The sequence below is a fragment of the Desulfosporosinus acididurans genome (assembly GCF_001029285.1).
Taxonomy (GTDB): Bacteria; Bacillota; Desulfitobacteriia; order Desulfitobacteriales; family Desulfitobacteriaceae; genus Desulfosporosinus; species Desulfosporosinus acididurans.
The window spans coordinates 101,559-126,609 of record NZ_LDZY01000007.1 but is presented as its reverse complement, the minus strand read 5'-3'; the positions used below and the strand labels follow the sequence as shown (position 1 = coordinate 126,609).

Annotated in this window: 23 protein-coding genes; all 23 read right to left on the bottom strand. The window is 42.9% G+C overall.

From position 1 onward, the window contains the following. Positions 1–449: 449 nt before the first annotated feature. Complete coding sequence (larB, locus tag DEAC_RS11250; RefSeq protein ID WP_047810167.1) at positions 450–1,196, bottom strand: nickel pincer cofactor biosynthesis protein LarB; 747 nt, start codon at positions 1,194–1,196, stop codon at positions 450–452. A gap of 44 nt (positions 1,197–1,240) precedes the next feature. Beyond that, positions 1,241–2,503 (bottom strand): nickel pincer cofactor biosynthesis protein LarC, encoded by a 1,263-nt coding sequence (larC, locus tag DEAC_RS11245; RefSeq protein ID WP_047810166.1) that lies wholly within the window; start codon positions 2,501–2,503, stop codon positions 1,241–1,243. A 250-nt stretch (positions 2,504–2,753) separates the two neighbouring features. After that, the gene (locus tag DEAC_RS11240; protein WP_047810165.1) at positions 2,754–3,857 is read right to left on the bottom strand and encodes a DUF362 domain-containing protein; all 1,104 of its coding nucleotides are present in this window, start codon (positions 3,855–3,857) and stop codon (positions 2,754–2,756) included. 125 nt (positions 3,858–3,982) lie between these two features. Next, positions 3,983–4,837: an SDR family oxidoreductase gene (locus DEAC_RS11235; protein ID WP_047810164.1), complete on the bottom strand. Its 855-nt coding sequence runs from the start codon at positions 4,835–4,837 to the stop codon at positions 3,983–3,985. A 60-nt stretch (positions 4,838–4,897) separates the two neighbouring features. Next, the gene (locus tag DEAC_RS11230) at positions 4,898–5,299 is read right to left on the bottom strand and encodes a cupin domain-containing protein (protein WP_047810163.1); all 402 of its coding nucleotides are present in this window, start codon (positions 5,297–5,299) and stop codon (positions 4,898–4,900) included. A 14-nt stretch (positions 5,300–5,313) separates the two neighbouring features. After that, positions 5,314–6,063, bottom strand: a complete 750-nt coding sequence (locus DEAC_RS11225) for a carboxymuconolactone decarboxylase family protein (protein WP_047810162.1) — start codon at positions 6,061–6,063, stop codon at positions 5,314–5,316. Positions 6,064–6,129: 66 nt separating this feature from the next. After that, complete coding sequence (locus DEAC_RS11220) at positions 6,130–6,762, bottom strand: flavodoxin family protein (protein WP_047810311.1); 633 nt, start codon at positions 6,760–6,762, stop codon at positions 6,130–6,132. Between the two features lie 25 nt (positions 6,763–6,787). Beyond that, entirely contained in the window at positions 6,788–7,324 is a 537-nt protein-coding gene (locus DEAC_RS11215) for a flavodoxin family protein (protein WP_047810161.1), read from the bottom strand. Positions 7,325–7,328: 4 nt separating this feature from the next. Next, a complete protein-coding gene (locus DEAC_RS11210; protein WP_047810160.1) occupies positions 7,329–7,715 on the bottom strand; it encodes a MerR family transcriptional regulator in 387 nt (128 codons plus the stop codon). A gap of 343 nt (positions 7,716–8,058) precedes the next feature. Beyond that, positions 8,059–9,162, bottom strand: coding sequence for a recombinase family protein (locus DEAC_RS11205; protein ID WP_083996126.1), 1,104 nt, complete (start codon positions 9,160–9,162; stop codon positions 8,059–8,061). 301 nt (positions 9,163–9,463) lie between these two features. After that, a complete protein-coding gene (locus tag DEAC_RS11200) occupies positions 9,464–10,348 on the bottom strand; it encodes a VOC family protein (protein ID WP_047810159.1) in 885 nt (294 codons plus the stop codon). Between the two features lie 777 nt (positions 10,349–11,125). Next, positions 11,126–12,019, bottom strand: coding sequence for an RluA family pseudouridine synthase (locus tag DEAC_RS11190; RefSeq protein WP_242847133.1), 894 nt, complete (start codon positions 12,017–12,019; stop codon positions 11,126–11,128). 32 nt (positions 12,020–12,051) lie between these two features. Then, a complete protein-coding gene (gene rlmD / locus DEAC_RS11185; protein WP_047810156.1) occupies positions 12,052–13,434 on the bottom strand; it encodes a 23S rRNA (uracil(1939)-C(5))-methyltransferase RlmD in 1,383 nt (460 codons plus the stop codon). After that, on the bottom strand, positions 13,431–13,598 hold the full coding sequence (locus tag DEAC_RS23550; RefSeq protein WP_161796440.1) for a hypothetical protein: 168 nt from the start codon (positions 13,596–13,598) through the stop codon (positions 13,431–13,433). The genes rlmD and DEAC_RS23550 overlap by 4 nt, the downstream gene beginning before the upstream one ends. A 20-nt stretch (positions 13,599–13,618) precedes the next feature. Continuing rightward, entirely contained in the window at positions 13,619–15,466 is a 1,848-nt protein-coding gene (locus tag DEAC_RS11180; RefSeq protein WP_047810155.1) for a putative ABC transporter permease subunit, read from the bottom strand. A 4-nt stretch (positions 15,467–15,470) separates the two neighbouring features. Beyond that, positions 15,471–16,244: an ABC transporter ATP-binding protein gene (locus DEAC_RS11175; protein WP_047810154.1), complete on the bottom strand. Its 774-nt coding sequence runs from the start codon at positions 16,242–16,244 to the stop codon at positions 15,471–15,473. Between the two features lie 89 nt (positions 16,245–16,333). Next, positions 16,334–17,050 carry a CPBP family intramembrane glutamic endopeptidase gene (locus DEAC_RS11170; RefSeq protein ID WP_047810153.1) on the bottom strand — a complete coding sequence of 239 codons (717 nt, stop codon included), beginning with the start codon at positions 17,048–17,050 and terminating at the stop codon, positions 16,334–16,336. A 198-nt stretch (positions 17,051–17,248) separates the two neighbouring features. Continuing rightward, positions 17,249–18,586 (bottom strand): acetyl-CoA hydrolase/transferase family protein, encoded by a 1,338-nt coding sequence (locus DEAC_RS11165; protein WP_047810152.1) that lies wholly within the window; start codon positions 18,584–18,586, stop codon positions 17,249–17,251. A gap of 463 nt (positions 18,587–19,049) precedes the next feature. After that, positions 19,050–20,054: an isocitrate/isopropylmalate dehydrogenase family protein gene (locus tag DEAC_RS11160; RefSeq protein ID WP_047810151.1), complete on the bottom strand. Its 1,005-nt coding sequence runs from the start codon at positions 20,052–20,054 to the stop codon at positions 19,050–19,052. Between the two features lie 82 nt (positions 20,055–20,136). Continuing rightward, entirely contained in the window at positions 20,137–21,267 is a 1,131-nt protein-coding gene (nifV, locus tag DEAC_RS11155; protein ID WP_047810150.1) for a homocitrate synthase, read from the bottom strand. Positions 21,268–21,823: 556 nt separating this feature from the next. Further along, on the bottom strand, positions 21,824–23,275 hold the full coding sequence (gene gatB / locus DEAC_RS11150) for an Asp-tRNA(Asn)/Glu-tRNA(Gln) amidotransferase subunit GatB (RefSeq protein WP_047810149.1): 1,452 nt from the start codon (positions 23,273–23,275) through the stop codon (positions 21,824–21,826). Further along, a complete protein-coding gene (gatA, locus tag DEAC_RS11145) occupies positions 23,262–24,740 on the bottom strand; it encodes an Asp-tRNA(Asn)/Glu-tRNA(Gln) amidotransferase subunit GatA (RefSeq protein ID WP_047810148.1) in 1,479 nt (492 codons plus the stop codon). The genes gatB and gatA overlap by 14 nt, the downstream gene beginning before the upstream one ends. Positions 24,741–24,759: 19 nt before the next feature. Further along, positions 24,760–25,050: an Asp-tRNA(Asn)/Glu-tRNA(Gln) amidotransferase subunit GatC gene (gatC, locus tag DEAC_RS11140; protein WP_047810147.1), complete on the bottom strand. Its 291-nt coding sequence runs from the start codon at positions 25,048–25,050 to the stop codon at positions 24,760–24,762. Between the last annotated feature and the right edge of the window lies 1 nt (position 25,051).

The window sequence follows — 25,051 nt, the reverse complement described above, 5'->3', positions numbered from 1 at the left end:
CCATTTTACATTAAATATGTTCCCATGCACGCAGACTTAAAACATTCTTAACATTTTTAGCCTATTACATATATTTCCCAACCCTGAAACCCTTGGTACAAGCGACTCTCAAAATGTTAGTGTTTTCAAACTTACCACGCACTCAACGTGCCTCGTCTGGGCACAATGTCGTAAAGTGTCTCGATAGAAAACACATTGAGACTGAGGAATGTCGGTTTAGAAATCTATTGACAATTTTTTTAATATAGTTTTAGCATGCCGTAGTCCAGTGTGTATTCAAAAAAGCCAAAGCGCCCAAAAGTGTTAAACTGGCTGTTGAAGAGATCAAACATACAATACCAATCACATGCAGCAACTACATTCCCAAAACCTATCCAGTTGAGCCACTTCCTACTTTCCAAAACCACTCTCCGGATACTATTCGACAGATGTAAATTGCCATATTTCTCTTATAATTTATTAATTATACTTGCACTATAAGCTGCACCAAAGCCGTTATCAATGTTAACGACACTAACACCGCTTGCACAACTATTCAGCATAGATAACAAAGCCGCAAGGCCACCAAAGTTTGCCCCATAACCAACACTCGTGGGGACGGCAATGACGGGTTTATCTACAAGTCCTCCGATAACGCTGGCAAGAGCTCCTTCCATGCCTGCAACTACAATAACGACCTTTGCACCCCGAATGATGTCTATTTTAGAGAAAAGTCTATGAATGCCAGCAACTCCTACATCCATTATTTTTTCCACGCGATTGCCCAGAAGGATTGCTGTTTCTGCTGCTTCCTCCACTACGGGCATATCAGAAGTTCCTGCCGCAACAATGGCAATATAACTGTCGGTGAGCTGTTCTTCTCTCTTCCTGATGGTGATTGTCCTTCCGAGAGGGTTATATCTAGCCTCTGGACAGACATTTTTTACAGCTTCGTACATCTTTTCATTAGCCCGAGTCGCTAATATATTATTTTCCTTAGTAAGCATAAATTCGATGATATTTTTTACTTGTTCAACTGTTTTTCCTTCACAATAGATGACTTCCGGATATCCGACCCTTATTTCCCTATGATTATCGATCTTAGCAAACCCCAATTCCTTATAAGGTAAATCTTCAATTTTTTCCAAGGCTGCTTCGACTTCTATTTCATTGTTCTTCACTTCTTGCAGAAGTTTTCTTATATCGGCCTTATTCATCATTTCCTCCTTAAAATATTAGAGAGACAATTTAATTATTTATCTTAATTATTATCTTCCATCATTTTAGATACTTCTCGATATACCCTGGTAATGGGTATATTTTTTTCAATTGCTATTCTTTTGCAGTCCTCATACTCTGGCTTATATTTAACCTTTTCCCCTTGATAATAAGCATTTTTTACAGTTACATTTCCGTACTGCGTGCTGACCTTTTCGAAATCCCTTGGTAGCATAATTTTTTCGACCTTATATTTTCTCACACCAATAGAAGTGGTTTCCCGAAAAATTATGTCGAGAACGTTTTTCTCTTTCTCCTCATTAACCAATACACTGAGTTTTGTGGCGGCCCTGCCCTTTTTCATGGTAATTGCAGTCTTAAATACATCTAAAGCCCCTTGTGCAAAAAGTTTTTCTTCAATATAACCATAGAGTTCCGGGTTCATATCATCAATATTGGTTTCCAATATATATTGATCTACTCGCTTTACGTCTTTATCTTCGTAGCCGAGATATATCCTTAAAACATTTGGAATCTCAAGTTCACTATGGCCTATCCCGTAACCGGTCTTTTCTATTGAAAAGTCCATATGATCTGTAAACGCAGCCACATTTGCCGCCAGTATAGCTGCCCCGGTCGGCGTCGTTGTTTCAAAAGGAACTATGCCAGATTTCACAGGAATATCCTTTAAAATCTCAACAGTTGCCGGAGCAGGAACAGGAATAATTCCATGAGCACATTTGACAAAACCTCCACCTACTTGAACTGACGAGGCTATAATTTTATCAACGTTCAGGTAATCTAAACACACTGCAGCTCCAACAATATCAATAATAGAGTCAACAGCCCCAACCTCATGGAAATGCACTTCATGTAAAGACTTTCCGTGAACCTTTGCCTCAGCCTCTGCAACCTTCATAAAGATGGCCAAGCTTAACTCTTTTACCCTATTATTCAGACTGCTGTTTATGATTATATTTTCAATATCCTTTAGATTTCTATGGGCATGATGAGTATGGTAATTGTCAGACTCATGGGAGGTAGGTGCTTCTTGATGTTGATGGCTATGATGATGGTGCTCATTTTTTTGAATATGTGCAGCATTTTTCAATACAACATCCACTCTAGTTCCAGCTATCCCTTTTTTATTATCATTTTTCACCTGCAGCTCGTATTCATCATCCAAATTTAGTTTAGATAACTCGTGTCTTAAGTAATCTTCCTTCACTCCCAAATCCAGCAAGGCACCTAAATTCATATCTCCACTAATTCCACAAAAACAATCATAATATAATACCTTTTTCATCTACTTCTCCTGTTCTAGTTTTCATTCTCTTAAACATTTAGTTTTAGGCTATAACGACTAATTCTTATCTATTTAATAGCCACAGACATATTAGAATATCACCCTAATATGTCTGTTTTTTTTGTGTTTATTTAAACAGTTCTTTGAGAATCTTTAAATCCTTACACTTTGTGGATAATGACTTTTGAGACTACCCTATTCCCACAATTCTACGGCAGGAGCCCTTGGGATTGCTTAGATTGAGAACAAACTACAGGACGATTAATTCATAATCTCGGCTGCCCATACCGATTTCTTCACCATGACGCATTTGAATAGTACCATCTATATAGGAGCGCAAACCTTTGAACTTATCCGCACCGGATTCATGATTGCAGGAAAGGTGAGAGTCAGAGAATCCAAGCTGTTTATTAACCAGATCATAGCTGGCCTGGTCAAGAGCTACAGGATCAGTAGAGGCCAAAAAACCGATATCGGGTACAATAGGTGCGTCACTCCAGGATGCGCAATCACAATCAGGAGTGATATTAATGAGAAAGTTTATATAACCAATACGGTTTTCATGTGTTTTAGCAAGGCCATATCCGTATTCAGCCATCCGTTCAAGAAAAGCTTCTAAGTCTGTCTGCCAATCGATTCCGTTGGCCTTTACTGGACAAACAGTTAGACACTCACCGCAGCCGATGCATTTATCCCAGTCGACTTGTGCTTTTTCACTCACAGTAATTGCATGCTCAGGACAAACTTCACTGCATTCACCACAGCCGATACATTTATCTTCATCGACTATAATCTTAGTACCATGCTGCTCCTTTTTACCAACCGCTGGTGCACCACCCATGGCAAGATTTTTAATAGCTCCTCCATAGCCGCCCATTTCATGACCCTTAAAGTGAGTTAATACAATTACGCTGTCGGCATTAACAATATCTTTAGCTAGCTTCACTGTCTTAAAATGTTTTTTATTAATCTCTACTTCGGTAATGCTATCACTGCGTAGTCCATCCGCTATAATAATTGGGGCACCTGTAACCGTATAATCAAAACCATGTTCCAGAGCAGTCATTAAATGATCAACCGAATTATGTCGGCTTCCGCCGTAGAGAGTATTAGTATCCGTTAGAAAGGGTTTTGCACCCTTCTCCTTAATTTTATCCGCCACTTGACGCACAAAAAGAGGACTAATAAAGCCATCACTACCACGTTCACCAAAATGCAATTTAATAGCTGTAAGGTCATTCTTTTGAATGAGCTCATTAAAACCCGCACGATCAAATAAAGTTCTAATTTTGCTAATTTTATTTTCCTTGTCGGATCTTGCCCTCAGATTTACAAAATATACTTTGTTAGCCATTTTTTATCTCCTCTCACATAGATTCATATTTTCAAATTTTAATAAATCTTCATCGTTTGCTGTTTCCAATCACTCATCGGATGGTCCTTCTCCGGTACATCAGCAGCGAGATGGGATATTTTCACTCATATGTGACTCTCATTTGTCTGTGATGCTTGTGGCTTTAAGGGGCCATAGAAATAGGAGGCTGTTGCACCGCCATCAATTAAGAAGTCCGCCCCAGTTATAAATGCTCCCTGGGGACTCATCAGTAGTTCTGCCACATTAGCTACCTCATCCGCTGTTCCCGGACGGCCTGCCGGGCATTTTGCAAACATATTTTTATAGAAATCACCTCTGGGACCATTAAACTCATCAATGGCCAGCGGGGTAACGATGATCCCCGGAGAGATGGAATTGATTCGCGCACCTCTGGCTCCCCACTTAATAGATTCCGCCATAACCCTCTTTTCGTTGCAGCGTTTCGCCATCTGATAGGCGTGCAAGGTATCTTTGATATTCTCCGGCTGAAGTATTTCCAGTTTCAGAAGATCTTCCGTCGGAGTGCAAGCCAGTTGTTCATCAATTTCCGCACTAAGTGCAGGCATCCTATGACCGGACTGGCTGGAAATCGTTACACCAGTACCACCGTCTTTAATAACCCTCCCTACTTCCTCCAGCAGAACAGCAGTGCCGTACAAATCCACCTTCAAAATCGCTTCAATCGGTGCCTGGCTAGGGGAAACACCAGCAGCATTAACTAACATGGAGATTTCACCATATTTCTGTGCTTCCGCAATCAAGCTTCGAATGGAATCTCTGGATGAGAGATCCATCTCCATCGGAACCACGTCAAATCCCGCATCGATCATAATTTTAGCAATAGTTTGCGCATTCTCCAGCTTCTTATCGCCAACAACAAGCTTTTTACCAAAGCCCATTCTTCGGGCAATAGTCATACCAATCTGACCGGCACCGGTCCAAATCATAACCTCTTTCATTCGACTTATTCTCCTTTAAATGCACTCTTCAAAGATAATAAAGGTTTCTCTTATCAGTCATTAAAGTTTGTTGTATTCTTCATCAGATACAGCTTCGAGCCATTCGTTGGAAGCTCCCTCTGCCGGAACTTCGACAGCAAGATGGGCAAACCAGCTGTTTTTAGCCGCACCGTGCCAGTGCTTGATCTCGGGTGGGATGTTAACCACGTCGCCGGGATGCAGTTCTTGTGGTTCTTCTCCCCATGCCTGATACCAGCCTCGCCCCTCAGTGCAGAGCAAAATCTGTCCGCCTTTATGGTGAATATGCCAGTTATTACGGCAGCCCGGCTCGAAGGTCACATTAGCAATAGGGCCGCCCTTTTCGGTCAGCGGCTGTAAATATGCCTGACCGATAAAGTATTTAGAAAACCTTTCGGGCAGCGGAGCGCCCGTCTTAAATAGCTCATTTCTTTCGTTGTTCATTGCAAGATCCTCCTTTATTTACAGGCGTCATTGACACACCTTAGTGCATTTAAGCTTCGGGGATAGCCGATATACGGCAAACATTGAGAAATAACCTTGATGAGAAATGCCTTATTATTGCCAATCCTCATGTTGGCGGCGGCATGGCTGACAAGCTGCGGCTCACAGCCACCCTGCGCTGCGAGGAAACAGAAGGTAATCATTTCACGTTGCTGATAATTCAAGCCGCCGCGTGTGTAATAGTCGCCAAAACAGTTATCAGCCAGCCAATAATTGATATGTCGGCTTTCTTCCGGACCGGACTTCCAAAATTCCTTCATACCTTCGCCAAAGATGTCCACTTGGGCCTGTACCCCTGCTTCGAGACGGTTCTCTGCCGTCGTAGTGGCTTGGCCCGGCAACGGCAGCTCCACACCGCGCGCCGTCAGCACATCGTTCGTTGCGTGCAGGAAAGGAAATACCCTTCCAATTCCCAGGTAGGCTACTGCCTGATAGACAATTTCTTTTGCTTCGACGGGAGTAACACCAAAATTCAGCGCTGCGGGCAGCATAGTCTGGTATTCGTCAATTCCCTGGCAGCCCATAAGCGTTGCTAGAATCGCCATCATCCGGGCACGGTCATCCAGATCGTCGTTGTTTACCACCTCGTCGAAAGCGAAGTTGTCGAAGCGTTCAATGAATTCAGGGTCGGTCTCCAGAAATTTGGACACATAACTGGGAAACATTTTTTCGTGATATTTATTTGCCTTTTCAGTGATTGACATACAACGCACTTCCCCTCTCTTACTTTTCTAACAATTCAACGAATGGATTTCATAAGGGAGTGTGTATTAACGAATAAAGTTAGTGGCGATCCTTTCTTCACGTTCGGGGAACGGAACACCTGCTTTGATGCCCGCCTCTTTGCATTTTAAGAACCAGGCCATATTCCTTCCTAATATGCGCATGATCTGTAAGCCTTCTAAATCTTTTTTGACGTCCTCTGGTGTATGCCCATGTACCATGTTCCAATACCTTGATGACACTACAGGCATTTCTGATAGAGTGAAATATTTATTGAGCTGGTCAAATGTCGCGGTCGTCCCAGCCCTTCTGGCTGAAACAACAGCAGCTGCCGGTTTCAGGTAAAAAATTTGTTTCCCAGATTGCAAATCAGTATAAAAAGCACGGTCCAAAAATGAAGTAATTGCACCACCTGCAGAGGCGTAATGTACTGGTGAACCGAATACAAACCCGTCGGCGTCTCCCGCAATAGCGAGAAACTCATTGACTCTGTCAGAAAATACGCAATGCCCCGTTTTCCCGCATGTTTTACAAGCAATACATCCAGATATTGGCTTAGTTCCGATCTGAAAAATTTCAGTTTCAATCCCTTCTACATTTAACGTCTTAGCCACTTCTTCCAAGGCAGTAAAGGTACACCCTTTTTCATGGGGACTTCCATTCACTAATAATACTTTCATATTTACCTCCGTTGTGTTTTGAATTTTATACATTCTTTCCCATCTCAAAGGCCTGCTTCATAGCTTCGCTGCCCTTAATGTCCCCCTTGTGCCATGCTCCGATGCCGAAGATAACACCCTTTTCTTGAGCGTCGTTCAGACAGAATGTAAACCCGCGAAAACCATCAATCGTCCGTTCCATGGCCTGCTTACTGTTGTCTGCGGCCGCTACAATGAAATAGAACTCCTTCCCAGTAATTTCTTGATATTTAGGGACCGTTCTATCAATCAAAGTTTTCATCTGAGCGTTCATTGTATAGAAGTAAACCGGTGTGGCCATCACAATCACTTCAGCGTCAATCATTTTGTCCAAAATTTCCGCCATGTCATCATTCTGAATACACTTATGGCTGGCATAGCATGACTCGCAGCCGGTACAGTAACCAATCTTTTTATCTCGCAAGAAAATCTTTTCTGTCTGATGTCCTGCTTCATTTGCACCGAGTATAAACTGGTCACATAGCAGATCAGAATTTCCACCTTTTCTCGGGCTGGCAGAAAGCACCAATACTTTTTTAGCCATTAAACTAATCCTCCGCTCTTTTTAGCTCTTTTTCCTTTTTAACCACTGACTGTTCATAGCTCTCGATTTTGTAATTCAAGCGTTCCAGTGTTTTCTGCATATCCTCCATTCGTCGAATTAGCTGCTTACGCTGTTCAGTTAAAAGTTCCTTTCTGCTCCCAATCGTTTCATCTCCCTGTTGAAACAGCGCAACATACTCAATTAATGCTTCTATCGGAAGGCCGGCATTTCTCATACATTTGATAAATTCGACCCACTTGCAATCTTCTTCCGTATAATCTCTGATTCCGCTTTTGTTTCGATTAACATGAGGAATCAATCCGATGCGTTCATAATAGCGAAGTGTATCCTGCGTAAGATCGAATTTTTCACTAACTTCTGTAATTGTCATATGAGACTACCTCCTCGTTTTTACAACCATATCACCTGAATTTAACACCAGGTCGAGCAATTATTCTCATAGTCATTTTCACCTTATATTTATTTTTCCTATCTAGTGGGAAACTGGGGTGTTACGTCAAACAGAGATTGACTACGTGTCATAGTCTATCATCTGGAGTTAACACCAGGTCAAGCATTTTTTTATAGGAATACAATTAAATTTAACCGTACTCCTATTAGAAAAGGACTATTCAATATTTAACTTGATTAATGAGTATTTATTCATCTGTTATAATACTAATATCCAATAAGCAAGCTAATCAAAATTACTATAACTCGATCTGTATTTTCATTTATCCAAGGACCTCCCTCACTTCAACGCCAACCTTAAACAAAAACGCTACCTCAACCATAGATTGCACTTCCACACTATCAACGAACCTCCGAAATAATACATCGTCGAACCTATCAATTCCACCCTCCTGCAACACTAGAAATTCCCTGAACTCTTCCACCCTTTTTTGCCGCATTGACCGTTCAGTTATTTGTTCTTTAAGCTTTTTCATCCTGTTTTGCACTTTTTCTATTTCTGCGCCAAGAACTGAATGTCCATTCTCATCAACATTTCCAGCCTTTATACTCCGCTTTACCAATCCCTTCATTTTCTCTTGCAAGTTCTCCAGGCGGGCGTAAAGCTCTTCCATTGTATATTCTTCAGCTATCGGCTCAAGACCATGGTATATGTCTCTTGAAAGTTCTTCCAAATAGATTTCTTTTCTATTAATAACCCAGTTCATCGCTCTAACAAACGCCTTCTCCAAATCTTTCTCCTTGACCGACTTTTGATCACATGCAGAGTTTCCGTTTATCTGATGGTTTATGCATATCCAAACGTACTTTTTATTTTTCCCCGTGCCCCAGGCTGATCTTCTAAACTTAGAGCCACACTTTTGGCAATAAAGTTTCCCTGAAAAGGCATACTCACTGGTATAAGCACTTTTCCCTGTTCTTGAGTACCCGCGCATATTTGAACGTCTTTGAAATTCTGCTTGCGCTGCAGCGAATTCTTCTTTGGAAATGATCGCCGGATGGCTCTCTTCAACATAATATTGGGCAGCATGGCCATTGTTATTTACACGCTTTTTACTTAAAAAGTCAACCGTATAGGTTTTTTGAAGTAGAGCATCGCCTTGATATTTTTCGTTTTTAAGGATACCAATCACAGTACTATCATACCAACGCGAACCACCTGACCCTGTGATTATCCCATCCCTTTGTAAATCTGCAGCAATTTTATAAGGGCTTTTACCATTCAAAAACTCTCGATATATCCGGCGTACCACTTCAGCTTCTTCCGGCACAATAACTAACTGACCCTGATCATCCTTGGTATAGCCGAGGAATTTATTGTGGTTAACTAATACCTTACCCTCTTGAAACCTGTAACTTATTCCCATCTTAGTGATCTGTGACAAGTTCGAACTTTCTTCTTGGTGTGTTCATGGGTACATGTTCCAAAAATGCTGTTTTCTAGACCCAACCACAATTTCGGAGGCCTTGTTCTAAGGCGGTATGTAATTCGTGGATGCTGCTACAGTTTAGGATCAGTTAGAAAAGAGACGATTGAATCAAAAATGAACATCTCTACTAAACTAAATTGCAACTGACCTATTGGCCAGTTGCATTTTCCTTATCGATTGTTAATCCTTTGATTTTACACGTCAACCGGTATTCTAACTGTTGTCTTAGTGTTACACCTTAAATCCCTTCATAAGCTTTTTGCAAAGCGTCCACATCAAATTTCTTCATTTTCAGGAACGCCTCTGTCACCCGCTGTAATCGTTTTCTGTCACCAGATTTCATCATTTCATCCATTATCGCAGGTACAATTTGCCACGATACTCCAAACTTGTCCTTGACCCAACCGCATTGTTCAGCTTCAGGTACGGCAGAGAGCTTGTCCCAGAAGTAATCAATCTCCTTCTGGTCCTCACAATTTATCATGAGTGAAAATGCTTCATTAAAACCATAATCCACATCAAAGCCGTTGTCCATCGCAGAAAAAGCGATACCGTTCAGTTTGAATGCAGCATAGTTTATTTTTGCCTTTGGTAACTCTGCTTCTCCTTCTTTATATCTGCTGATTGTCCCTATTTCCGATTTTCCAAAGACCCCAGTGTAGTACCTTACAGCTTCTTCAGCTTTCCCGCATGATTCATCTGAGAAAAGCAAGTTGGAGGTAATCTTTTGAACACTTTGGCCATGGTCGGTAAGCATCAACTGCCAGGATAAACCGTACCGGTCCTGGACCCAGCTATACCGCTTACTAAAGGGGTATTCACCCAATGGCATTAATTCCGTTCCCCCTTCAGATAATGCTCTCCACTTGGTATTCACCTCTTCTATTGAGTAGCAAGCGACCATCAAGGAAATAGAAGGGTTGAATTTGAAGAAAGGGCCAGCACTGATCGCCTTAAATTGCTGTCCGGCTAACTCAAAACTTACACTTTCTGCGTCACCTGATGGGGTGTTTTCTATAACTGTTACATCCAATAGTTTCGATTGGTCAAATAAACTGGTATAAAACAGGGCCGCTTCTTTGGCCTCCGTGTCGTACCATAAATGCGGAACAATTTTTTGCATAACAAGCTCCTCCTTAACACTACTTAACTGGATTTTATGGAGTTCATTGCATGGGAACTACTGGTAACAAATGTGGCAAGTGGAACTCAACTTGTTACGTTTATCAGAAGAATGCGCCTTGCCATGATTTCTAAATGTTTTATTTCAAATTATTCCATTCTTTTTAAGACAATACCAAATGTTAATTACTAATGCGACACTAGTTACTATAGTTATTTCTAAAATTAAAGGAATAGTTATTGGAGAAGAACGCTTTTTAACCACGTAAAGTATAATACTATCATTTAACGCAATAACGAGGACCCCTCTGATTATTAGCTCTGTAAATATACTCATTAACATCAAACCTCCTTTTACCATTGTTCTTCTAATCTATTATCCAAATAATTTCTTAATTCAATTCGCATTTTCCGACATACTCCTAAGGTTCAAAGTAACGGAGTTTCATAATTCTGACGCAAAACTGTAAAAAAATGTTTCCCCACACTACTCTTGCAGTACAGAGAAACACATAATTTTTTACCAAAACCGCTATATATAGTGGTTACACCACTGGACTTTTTCCATATTTAGTCGTTGTGTTTTCTTTCGAGGCGAACGATGCTCTCAACATGGTGTGTGTTCGCGGGTACATGTTCGAAAAATTTGTTTCTCTTAGCCTACAGCACAATACCCGAGGCCATTTTATCTAATCATTTTTCCTCTTTTATCCTCGTAAGTATTCCTTGATATCTATCCAAGGCAGTATGTAATTCTTGGCATGCTGCCACAATTTCGTCAGAGCTTTATTAACGCTTTAAAATTCTCCGGTACTTCTGTTTCAAAGCACAACAACTGATTAGCAAAAGGATGCCTAAATTCCAGTTTGTGCGCATGCAACCCTAATCGCTTTAAAGGATTAGTTCTAGCACCATATTTGGTATCGCCCACGACAGAATGCCCTAATTCTTTCATATGCACTCGAATTTGATTCTTGCGACCTGTTTCCAGTTGAATATTCAACAGCGAATAGTCTTGGGTTTCATTGATCACTTGATAATTCGTAATGGCCTCCAAACCGTCCCCCACCTTTGGGCTGGAATACACAAGCAGCGTCTTTGTTTCCTTAAGCCAGGAGCGAATTCTACCGCTTTTTTCTTTTAGTCGTCCCTCCACAATCGCCACATAACCCCGTTGCGTTACAAGGCCGCCCCAATTATCTTGCAACGCTAGTTTCAACTTTTCATTTTTGGCAAACATCAGCACCCCGGAGGTATCCCGGTCCAGACGATGAACAATAAAGATACGGGCTTTCGGGTTAGCCCGGCGCACATAATCCGTCAGCAAATGATAAGCGGAAACCCCATTTTTATTATCAGTTATAGCCAACAAGCCAGCCGGCTTATTGATTACGATCAAATCAGCATCCTCATATAAAATTTGCAGCACATCTTTCTCTTTTTGCCCCCGAATTACCGAACGGACTATCCGTACCGTCTGTTCCTCTTTCAGAGGAAAGTCGTGCTGCGTAACGACACGCCCATCCACATTAACCTGTCTGTGTGTGAGCAAAGACTTTATGTTATTTCTTGATTGATTAGTTAACTTAAGTGTTAAAAAATCCAATAAACCGCTGCACTCTGTTACCACAAATACTCTATCAGCTATTGTTTTGCTTTTCTTGTTATCCACACTTTGTGCCAATTAGCTTACCAACTTTCTTCTCAAAAAAGCAAGAGGCGAACGATGCTCTCAACGTGCACCGTCCACGGAAACATATCCACTGGTTGCACCTCAGCCACCTGGTATCCCCCGTTCTGCAATATCCCAAGATCCCGCGCCAATGTCCCTGGATCACAGGAGACATAGATGATCTGCTCCGGCTTCAATTCCAACAATCGTTCTAACACGCTCTTGTGGGCTCCGGCCCGGGGAGGATCGAGAACTACAATATCCGGTTGGTCGATGATTTGACGGAAGGTATCCTCCACTTTTCCAGCAATGAACTCTACATTATCAATTCGGTTATGCTTAGCATTTTCCTTGGCATCTTTCACAGCGTAGGGGTTTTCTTCAATTCCCCAGACCTTTTTGGCTTTTGCAGCTAAAGCCAAGGTGATAGTCCCGATTCCGCAGTAAAGATCCCAGACTACTTTCTCAACTGAAAGCTCTGCCCAATCCAACACCGTTTGATAAAGTCTGCGGGTCTGAGCAGGATTGATTTGCAGGAAGGCCAAGGGAGAGATCTTGAACTCAGCTTCCAACACGCTCTCGGTGAAATTCCCCCGACCTGCGATGCGCACCGGTTCTCCTGAACTGTTGATGCTCCAGATCCAGCGGAGTCCTAAGCCAATTTCATTATGTACTGTCCCTTTCCTTTCTTCGTCGGGCTCGGACGATACCCCAGACTTCTGTGCATCTGATAAAAAATCATCCCTTTCCCTCAGAGAAACATTTTCCATGGAATCCAAAATCAGCATTCCTTCTCCTTGAGAATTTTCCCTGAAGGTAAGCGAGGTCAGCCGGGAAAGGGATTTCTCGTTCTGTTTGCTCAGAAGCCTTTCCACTTCCTCTACCCAGCGATTCATTTTTTCACTGATCAAAAGGCAGTCACTAAACCGAACCGTCGCTTTACTTTTTCCCTGATAATAACCAATGATGCCCGGTTCTCCCCAATGGAGCCGGGCTTTGTTGCGATAGCGCCAGGGATAATCCATCCCAATAGTAGGATGAATCTTAGCATTATCCAGTTGTATTTTACCGATTCTGGCAAGAGCATCGGCCACCCACTGTCTCTTCCAGACTAAAGTTTGCTCATACTTAAGGTGCTGCACTTGGCAGCCGCCGCAAACAGAGTAAACACTGCAAGGAGGGTTGACCCGGTCTACAGATTTCTTTAAAATCTTTAGCAATTTTCCACGCTGCCAGTTTTTCTTTGCTTCCGCAATCTGAACCTGGCCTATTTCCCCGGGCAGCAGGCCAGGCACAAAGGTAGTTTTGCCCTCATAATATCCCACAGCCATTCCGTCCGAGGAAAGACGAAGGCATTCCAATTCAATTACACCGATGGCATTGGCTTTCCCATTAACCGGATACTTTGATTTCACCTTTCTTCCTCCCCAATGTATTCCAGCTCATTGTAAATCCAGGTATCCATTCTGTCCAATAACCTTTTCTCTGCAAAAACTATATCTCGTTCCTCTTTCGCATAATCATAAACTGGAGTTGGTATTCCAGAGGGAGGTTGATTCGCCCGCAAGAGCGAATTCATCTATGGATGGTTGCTTCATCCTATCGACTTCTTTTCTTTCTGCCTGCAATAATTTCCACTCGAAAACCTTTCCGGCTCTGCCGAACGGTCGCCGCCATAAATCCAAAAAACATGGCCGCCCATATTCCGCCCGTAACGATAACTCCCAGAAAAACCCGCCAAGCGGTTGACCACAAGAGGGGGCGGCTAAGAAGATAGATCCCATAAATCAGCCCTGACAGTAAACCTCCTTTATAGGTTACAGCCGGAAGGTCTCTAAGAGCAGAAACCAACTCACTCGGCAAAAAAAGATAGGTTAAACCCACAGCTAATAAAAGTATGAAGAATAAGTTTATCAGGTACATAAACAAGGAAGCGCCTGGGGCGATCCTTTGTTGAGGGGTATCGGGATTGTAACGGCAGTTATTAATTGAATAAAACAGCCCAATAGAACTTGATCCTAAAGAGAGGAATACCGCTCCCACGGCCAAAGCAACAATGAGGGTCTTAGAAACCCCTATAGCCAGTGCAGTCCCAACTAACAGTACTTCCATTAACACCAAAGTAGGTAAAATGGCAGCCAGTAACTTGCCCCATACGACCGGCCATCCGGCAAGAGGTACACTGTTTAAGAGCCAGTCTGATTCTCCCTCACGGCCAAACGATTGTAACGCCATATTTCCACTGAACATAATGGTATACATGATTAGCACGGTCATTAATGTGCTGTGTGAAGTCTTGACGGACGAAAATAAAAACTGTCCAATAAAGAAAAGCATAATAATCAAAGGAACTAAGTAGCCGAACCACTCCCGGGTATCACGCTTCATAGAGAGCAGATCCTTTTTGGCTACGGCCCACATTCCTAACCAGGGAGATGCTGGAGCTGCAACGTCTTGCTTAAGCATAGCAAGGGAAGGGGCCTTCTGCAGTTTTACCCCCCTCTCTTCTGTCTGAGCCTTGCGCCGTTTTCCCCTTTCCCCTTGACTTAGGGAAATGAATCCTCTGCGGAATCCTTTCTCAACGAGATTAAAGGCAATTAAGAAGAGTAATACTCCGACCAACAGTATTAACAGACTCCAGCCTAAGCCTCCTAGGAAATTTTGTGATACACCCGCAACCAGTGCCGACGAACCCCAACCCCAGGGGAAAAATTTCATGACACTAAGCATTTGTTTTTGCTGTTCCAACCAAGAGCCAAGATCGAATTTGTTTCGACTGTTCATTAGCATATTGGGGAGCTGAAAACTAAGGGCAATGATAATTCCTCCCAAAGCCCCTATGAAGCCGATTGCTTCCTTACTGCGATGGGGCGGAATAACACGCATAACCAACAGATTAATCAATTCGGCGATCGCCGTTCCCATTGCCCATAAACCAAGTCCGACCAACAAAACCAGAATATAAAATGAGGCTCCTGCTTGAAAAAGCAAACCGTAAAACAGTCCGGGTAAGAAGGCAAACAAAACAGCTGTTAAAAAATTGCTGCCAATAATCACTACCGATTTAACAGCAAACACAGCTTTGATAGGTACCGGTGCCATAAACAAAAGCTCAAGATCGTCTGACATATAAAGGGCAACAAAGGCTCCTGTAATACCAAAAAAGATCTGTCCCCCTAAGCCGACCATAAATAACATCGAGAGGAAACCCTGGACCGTATCGGGTGACAGAGTTCTTAAAGACCCATAAGCGTAAATTCCCAGGGAAACGACAATCGCAATTACCCCTATTAAAAGCCCTCCCATGCCGATAAGGGCTCTTGCCGGCCTATGACGCAGTTTATTCCAACTAACTTGCAGTTGATTTCTAAGCAGCAGTATAAAATTTTGCCAAAATGATTGTTCCTGCGGCGGACTCTCCAAAGGCGGAGGCAATAGGATTTTCATTGTTTTAGCCCTCCTCCAGACTCTTAATCAATTCAGCATTTTCATGACTGCCTGTAAGCTCTAAGAAGATATCTTCCAGGCTTTCTCCTTCACGTCCTACTTTCTGCCGCAGCTCTTCAGGGCTGCCCTGAGCAATCAGTAAGCCATCTTTAAGAATGCCTACGCGATGGCACATTCTTTCGGCAATCTCCAGTATATGTGTGGATACAAAGACAGCAGCTCCTTGTCGAGCCATTTCCTGCAAAACATCTTTGAGCAAACGAGCACTTCCCGGATCAAGACCAACAGTAGGCTCATCGAGAAGAATTACCTTTGGCTGATGGATAAGAGCTGACGCCAAGACCACCTTTTGGCGCATGCTATGAGAATAACCTTCCAGCAACTCATCCGCTCGTTCTTGAAGTCCGAACAAATTCAGCAGCTGTTCTGCTCTCTCTTTCACGACATCCTTTGGTACTCTGTAAAGGGCAGAAATGAGGTGCAAGAATTCTCGCGCTGAAAGCTTACCATATAATTTGGGCTGATCAGGCACATAGGCCATTAATGACTTAGCTTGAGCAGGCTGTTTGCTAATATCATAGTTACAGATCAAGGCCTCTCCTTCACTAGGATCCAGCAAACCGGTTAACATTTTAATTGTCGTGGTTTTCCCAGCCCCATTTGGCCCCAAGAAACCGAATATTTCACCGCTCTTAACTTCTAAATCAAGCCCCTTTACCACAGATACCGACCCATAGCGTTTCGTCAATCCATGAGTCTTAATTAAAACAGATTCCACAATTACAGCTCTCCTTCTTAAAAGCCTAAAACTCCCTAGTTAGTATTATACATTTGTCCAAGGAATTAATCCCCAAAAATGAATGATCGCTAATAACGCTGAATCCAGAGGGCAAGAGCCATCAGAATATTCCATGTCCCGTGAGCTACAACAGATGGCCATATACTAGAGGAGCGTTCATAAAGCCATGTAAGAACAATCCCGCCAAGAAATAAAGGTAAAAACCGAATTAAGTCAAAATGTAACATCGCAAAAAATATTCCTGTGAGAACTATTCCTCTGCCCTTACCATGAGCTTCCCGCAGCGGCGGGAAAATTAAACCACGAAAGAGCATTTCTTCTTTAATTGGTGCTATGACTCCTCCCAATAAGATGAGGAGAGCGAATTCCCAAGGATGGCTCGCCCCCTTAACAGCAATGGCAAAACTCTGTGGGGCAGGAATACCTAAAATTTTGGTCAATTCGTTCCCCAACAAACCAATACTGATAAACAAAAAGAATCCCGCCCCTAATCCTAAAAGCAAAAAACGTTTCTTGGCTCTCACAAAACCCAAATCTGAAATGGGGCGACGAATGAGGCGCATAAAGACCAAAATAACAGTAACGTATAAAAAGACATCTCCTAAGCCAACTCCCAGGAATCTTAACACTCCAGGTAGCGAAACGAGATCCTTAGGGGTCTCCAGCCAGCCAAGAGGAAATTCAAGAAGCGTGACTAGAGCTATCAAAAATAATCCTTGCCAGATGTTCCAGACTGGGTGTCTTGGAGGTATTCGAGAGTCTTTCTTTTTAACTTTATTAGCCATAGTGCTGTCAACCTCAATCTCATGATACTTGAACCCTACCTTTTTCAATTCTAAGGGTTCCCAGCTCTAATGTCCAGAGATGAGAAAAGAAGGGGTCCTAAATTAGGAAACTCCCCCTTCTTATGTTTCAGTACTGTTTCTGTATAGTAAACCTTAAGTAAATCAAAGGTTAAAAGTATAAGTGGTCACTTAGTGATTCTAAGCTTTTTTTCGCCAAATTTTAAGTTTCTTGGCCTCTTCTATAAGTTCCTCTCTGAAATCAGGATGTGCAATTGAAATCAGTGCTTCTGCCCGCTGCCAAGTAGATAGTCCTTTCAAGTTAACCTTTCCATACTCAGTAACGACGTATTGGACCGTTGGTCTCGTATCCGTGATTACAGAACCCAAAGTCATAGTACCTTTGATTCTGGAGTGAATGTTACCTTCTTTATCTTTGTAGGTAGAAGGCAAGCAAATGAAGCTTTTGCCACCTTTAGAATGGTAAGCTGCTTCCACAAAATCCAGCTGTCCGCCAGCTCCGCTGATCATACTTGATCCGGCGGATTCAGAACAAACTTGACCAGTAAGATCGATTTCCAAAGCACTGTTGATTGAAACAAATCGATCGATCTGAGAGGCTATAAAAGGCATGTTGGAATAGTCAACCGGGTAGCCCGCTAAAGACGGGTTATCCCGCATGAAGTCATAGAGTTTCTGAGTACCCGCAGCAAAGGAATAAACAATTCTGCCGCGGTCTAAGTTTTTACACTTTCCCGTGACCTTACCCGCATTCACCATATCTACAAAACCGTCAACCAGCATTTCCGTGTGAATCCCCAGATCCTTTAGATCTGACTCGGCAATCATTTGGCCTAAAGCATTCGGCATTCCGCCAATACCAAGTTGGATGCATGCACCATCATGAATTTCTGGCAGGACATAAGAAGCGATCTGTCGGTCAATATCCGAGGCAGGAGCTGAGGGCAGGATCGGAAGACCTCTGTGGCCGCCTTCAACAACATAATCCACTTTAGAAATATGTACCATGTGATCATAACCGCCATGAACCTTAGGCATATCTTCGTTTACTTCAACGATAACATTACGGGCTTTTTCAATCGCCGCAGCATAGTGTGAAATTGACACGCCAAAACTGAAATAACCATGTTCATCCATCGGGGCTACTTGAATAGCCACAACATCTGTTTGTAAGTTTTCGCGTATCCAGCGAGGCATTTCTGAATATTTAAGCGGTATATAATAAGCTAAACCTTTCTGAGCCCATTTTCGTTCACGTCCGCCAAGATGCCAGCTATTCCAGGTAAAATGTTCTCCAGTAGGGTCACTCTCAACACAAGCTATTGGAGTTAAAATGACACCTCCACGCATATTTACGTCATGAAGTTCATCTTTGCGTCGTGCCAATGCTTCATCTAACAGAGTCGGCATGCTGGCAGCCCACCCAAATTCCACCCAATCTCCACTTCGAACCACTTTTACTGCTTCATCAGCTGAAACACATTTTTTCTGATACTCTTCCCTAATCAAATGCTGCATCCCCCTTACTTAATTCCATGAATCTCTCGCTCCCAGAACAAAGCCCTAAGTACCGCATATACCTGTCCAAGAATTAGTTAATTCGGAGAGTAATGAATTATCTTTGCAATTTCCATGCCAATGACTATTCAATGGATTCCGAATCTTTTGTTTAGTATACAACAAGCCTTTAAACAGGAAATATCAAGTTGAAAGTTCCGATTTATCAGATAATGCTGTCCACTTTCGTGGACAGCAAATATTTTAATATCTTGTTGTAGGCCGACCTAGCTTTCATTTTTACGCAATGTCTACGTATAGATACATGTGTAGAAATATTGACATTCATTTAAAAAGCAGGTTAAAGTTTTTAATGCTTAACCTGCTTTTAAATAAGTTGAATTTTGTCATGCTTTAGACTATATATTAAAATTAAGGCGTTTTAGGTCGCTATTTTAGAAATTCAGACATATAATTATACTTTTTATGCTTCCATACTCTCAACAATTGCCAGAGCCATTTCTTGAGTTCCAGACATTCCTCCTAAATCAGGAGTAATATACTCTCGATGGGTTAAAACATTGTATATGCCTTTCTCAACTCTCTGAGCTTCCTTAACAAATCCCAGATACTTGAGCATTTCAACCCCTGAGAGAATCATCGCCAGAGGGTTCGCAATATTTTGCCCGGCAATCTGAGGAGCACTGCCATGAACAGCTTCAAAAACAGCTCCCATTTCTCCAATGTTTGCTCCCGGAGCAACTCCTAAACCTCCAACCAAGCCTGCGACGAGGTCAGATACAATATCACCGTACAAATTCGGCAGGACCAGCACATCGAACTGTTCAGGAACTTGTACCAAGTTCATGCACAAAGCATCAACAATCCGATCTTCACATTCAATGTCAGGAAAATCCCGAGCCACATTCCGGACACTTTCCAGGAAAAGTCCATCACTTAACTTCATGATATTGGCTTTATGGACAATTGTCACCCGTTTTCGTCCTTCCCGCCGGGCAAGTTCAAAGGCATACCTGCCAATTCGTTCAGATGCTTCGCGGGTGATTACTTTGATTGACTCTGCGGCATGATTGCCAACTTTATGTTCAATTCCGGCATAGAGGTCCTCAGTATTTTCACGGACAACTACGATATCAACATCTTGATACTTTGAGGCTACATTCGGCAGATTGCGCAAATGGCGTACATTGGCAAAAAGCTGTAACTGCTGCCGCAGGGATACATTGACACTGCGAAATCCCTTGCCAACGGGAGTAGTGATCGGTCCCTTGATGGCAACTTTATTGCGGCGAATTGTCTCCAATACTTGCTCCGGCAAAGGGGTGCCATATTTGGCAATACAAGCCTCTCCTGCTTCAACGACTTCCCATTCCAAGGGTGCCTGACTCGCCGTAATAACTTTCTGGGTAGCCGCACTAACCTCAGGTCCTATCCCATCACCAGGAATCAATGTTACCTTAACTGTCATTGAATAATACTCCCTTCTGTTGAAGAAAAACCAGCGTCTAAAGAGGCGGCTTACTTGCCGCCTTTTGAACTTGGTCTAAGGATTATTGTTTTGTTTGTTTTAACATATCCCCATAAATATAAACCAGCTCTTTGTCGAACAAGGAACGTTTCATATCAACTGCCAGTGCACGTACTTTTTCAAGCATTACGACGGCTTCTTCTTCAGTAATTTCTTTGCCATATTCTTTAAATTTAGCTTTAATCGAAGCAGTTCCGGAGTGTTTGCCAATAACAATTTGACGTTCCAGACCGACATCTTCCGGACTGAACGCTTCGTAAGTTCTAGGATTCTTTAAGGCACCATCAGCGTGGATTCCTGATTCATGGGCAAACATGTTGCTTCCCACGATAGATTTCCAAGGAGGAAGCATGCGGCCTGAAGCACGGGCAACATATTCAGAAAGTTCAACAAATCGTTCGGTAACAAAGCTTAAATCGGTGTCCAGCAAGAACTTAAGTGCCATAACCACTTCCTCTAAAGCCGCATTACCGGCTCGTTCACCTAAACCGTTGACAGTTACTCCAACATGAGAAGCGCCAGCCTTAACGCCTGCTAAAGCATTGGCTGTAGCCATACCGAAATCATCGTGAGTATGCATTTCGACATTGATTCCTGTTTTTTCGATTAACGTTTTTATATTATCGTAGGTAGTGAAGGGATCAAGGATTCCGACAGTATCGCAATAACGCAGGCGATCTGCACCCGCTTTTTTAGCTTCTTTAGCAAATTGGACAAGGAAATCCATACTGGAACGAGAAGCATCTTCAGCATTGACAGAAATATACACCCCTTCTCGTTTGGCAAATTCTGTCGCCTTAATCATACGCTCGAGAACATCTTCGCGAGTCGTCTTAAGTTTATGTTCAATGTGAATATCCGAAGTAGAAATTGAAATGGCCACTGCATCAACACCGCAGGCAAGAGATGCTTCAATATCTGAGATCACCGCTCGATTCCAACCCATAATACTTGCTTTCAAGCCAAGTTTGGTTATCTCACTGATAGCTTTTTTTTCATCCCCTCCCATGACAGCGACCCCTGCTTCGATCTGATGCACACCAACCTCATCGAGTAAACGAGCAATGCGCAATTTCTCTTGATTGGAAAAAACGACTCCCGCCGTTTGCTCCCCATCCCGTAACGTTGTATCTACAATCGTTAAATGTCTCAATTGGACACACTCCTCTTCTTCAACTTATAAATATGCTATATTACGTAATCAATATTTATTCTCTATACTAGCATAATACCTCTTAACTTTGAAGAAGAAGAAAATGCGTATATTGTATACTTTACAAATTAATTGATAGAGAATTTAGATTTAACTTTTTGCAATATTTTTTATTTTTAATTACCTATTTTTCTTATTTCCTTATCATTATCTTATCTAAGATAAAATATGACATAATTTTTGAGATTTAATTTTTAAGATTTATCCAGTTTTTAAAACCCCCACTTCTATGAGTGGAGGTGGGTCCCTTGTTAACTTCAGGTGAGGTAGAGTCCTCCTTCGCCGCTAAGTATTCCTATTGGGAAAGGCGGCTCGGCAATAATGTCCACTGGACATTATTGTATCTGAAGCCCCGATGTTCAGCTTTAGCTGAACGAGTTCACTTCATCGTTAAGTTAAAAGGAGTTGACCTACTATAAATTATGATAGGCCAACTCCTTTTGATATCGTATGCAGAACACAATAAACCGATATCAATATATTATTTTAATGCATATTAATCTGACAGTTTCTTTTTAAGCAGCTGATTGACAAGGCCCGGATTCGCTTGTCCTTTTGTCGCTTTCATAATCTGACCGACTAAAAAACCAATAGCCCGCTCTTTTCCTGCATGATAATCTTCGACGGATTGGGGATTAGCAGCGATTACCCCGTCGATAATTCCCTGCAGCGCGCCTTCATCGCTAATTTGGGCAAGCCCTTTCTCCTTAACGATCTGTTCGGCATCCTTCCCGGAAGCATACATTTCTTCTAAGACGGATTTAGCAATTTTGCCGCTCAGGGTTCCCTTATCAATGAGCTTAATCAATTCCACCAACTGTTGGGCCGAAACAGGCGAATCCACAATTTGGCATTGATTGCTGTTCAGCAATCGTGTCAAATCCCCCATAACCCAATTCGCTAAGCTCTTGGCCTCTGCACCTTGGGCTAAACCCTGGTCAAAATAATCGGCCATGGCTTTAGTTTGAGTGACTACTGCCGCATCATAAGCTGATAACCCTAACTCTTGCAAGCGGTTCCGACGTTCCCGCGGGAGTTCCGGCAAAGTTTTGCGAATCTCTTCCACCCATTGCCGGTCTATGACTATAGGCACGAGATCAGGCTCGGGGAAATAGCGGTAATCATGAGCCTCTTCTTTGGAACGCAGAGCTAAGGTAATTCCCCGTCCTTCGTCCCAAGTCCGAGTTTCCTGAATCACTTCTTCTCCATCATCAAGGGCACGTGCCTGACGAGCGACTTCATATTCCATACAGCGTCGAACGGAACTGAAAGAATTAAGGTTTTTAGTCTCAGTTCTGGTTCCAAAGGCCTCTGAACCAATGGGCCTTAAGGAAACATTGACATCGAAACGGATCGAACCTTGTTCCATACGGCAGTCGGAAACGCCTGTGTACTCCAGAATCTGAACCAATTGTTCCAGATAGGCCAAAACTTCCGGAATAGAGCGCAAGTCAGGTTCAGAAACGATCTCCAAAAGAGGAACTCCTGCACGGTTATAATCGACGGAAGAGGCATCTGAAGTTGTGATGGTTTCCCCGCTGTGGACAAGTTTCCCGGCGTCTTCTTCCATATGAGCGCGGGTAATTCCTATCCACTTTTTCACTCCGTCAACTTCAATTTCCAAACCGCCATTTTTACAAATCGGCAGATCAAATTGGGATGTCTGGTAGTTTTTTGTCAAATCCGGATAATAGTAATTCTTGCGGTCAAACTTGGAAAAATCGGCAATCTCACAGTTTAAAGCTAAGCCTGCTCGAATAGCATAATTGACAACTTCTCGGTTTAAGACCGGAAGCGTCCCCGGCATCCCTAAACAAACAGGGCAGACATGGGTATTTTGTTCTCCCCCAAACTCCGTTGTACAACCGCAGAATATTTTCGTTTTTGTTTGAAGTTCCACGTGAACTTCTAAGCCACATACCATTTCATAGCGATCAGCGACTACCACGCGCAAGCACCTCCCCGGAAAGATTCGGTTTTAACGTGTGATAATTTGTAGTTTGCTCGAAAGTATAAGCCACACGATACAGTGTTCCTTCATTAAAGGGTTTGCCCATCAATTGCATGCCGATCGGCAAGCCATTAACGAAGCCTGCGGGAATTGAGATGGCCGGAATCCCTGCCAGATTAATTGGAACCGTTGTAATGTCCGAAAGATACATAGTTAAAGGATTGGACTTTTCGCCAAATTTAAAGGCCGGTGTCGGTGCCGCAGGGCCCAGCAAAACATCAAATTTTTCAAAGGCCTGATCAAAGTCTTGTTTGATTAAGGTCCGGACTTTTTGGGCTTTGAGATAATAAGCATCATAATAACCCGAACTCAAGGCATAGGTTCCCAGCATAATTCTGCGCTTAACCTCCTGCCCGAATCCTTCCGCCCGAGTCTTCCGGAACATACCTAAAACATCACTGGCTTCAGCCCGATAACCATAGCGAACTCCATCATAACGGGCAAGGTTGGAACTGGCCTCGGCAGTTGCGATCAAATAATAGGCCGGGATAGCATATTCTGTGTGGGGCAAAGAACATTCGCTCACTTCAGCCCCTAAACCGCGCAGGGTTTCGACGCATTTTTGGATCCCTTTAGCGACCTCCGGGTCAATTCCTTCCCCGAAATATTCACGGGGAAGGCCGATTTTCAGGCCTTTAATATCATTGATCAGGAATTTCGTATAATCAGGCTTATCATAGCGAACTGACGTGGAATCCATGGCATCATACCCGGCAATCGCATTCATTACCAAAGCATTATCCCGAACGGTTTTGGTTAAAGGTCCTATCTGATCAAGGGAGGAAGCATAGGCGATAAGTCCAAAGCGGGAGACGGCTCCGTAGGTTGGCTTCAAGCCAACGACGCCGCAAAAAGCTGCCGGTTGACGGATCGATCCCCCGGTATCGGACCCCAGGGAAAAGGCAGCTAAGTCAGCTGCTACGGAAACCGCTGCGCCGCCGGAAGAACCTCCAGGAACGCAGTCTAAATTCCAGGGATTGCGCGTTTTCATATAGGCTGAATTCTCGGTCGAAGAACCCATGGCAAACTCATCCATATTTAATTTACCTAAAAGAATGCTTCCAGCATCCCTTAAGCGCGTTGTTACCGTAGCATCATAGGGCGGATAAAATTCTCGGAGTATTTGGGAAGCACAAGTTGTACGTACGCCTTCCGTACACATATTGTCTTTCATAGCCATGGGGATTCCTTCTAAAGCCCCCAGTTCTTCTCCCCGAGCGATCTTTTGGTCAATCTCTGAGGCTAGCTTTTGAGCGTCTTCTTCCAAGACGGTTAAATACGCCTGCAAATCTTGATCTAAGTCCCGAATTCGCTCTAGGTAAGCGTTCGTTAATTCAGCAGCGCTAACTTCTTTATGAGCAAGAAGCTCATGGAGCTCACTTATGGATTTCTCAAATATCATGAATGCCAGCCCCTCCTTTCTATGTGAGACTAATTCTGGGAACTCTAAAAAATCCTTCTTCGGCATCCGGGGCATTTCTTAAGGTTTTATCGTGGCTGATTGAAGGTTTTACTTCGTCCTCCCGCAGCACATTATGCAGAGGAACAGCGTGAGCCGTAGGGACAACACCTTCGGTGTCCAAGTGTTCCAGCATTGCAGCATAATCTAAAATTGAGTTCAGCTGCTGGGTATAGTCTTGAATCTCTTGTTCGTTTAACTCTAAACGTGCCAATCCGGCGACATATATAACGTCTTCACGTGAAATTGCCATC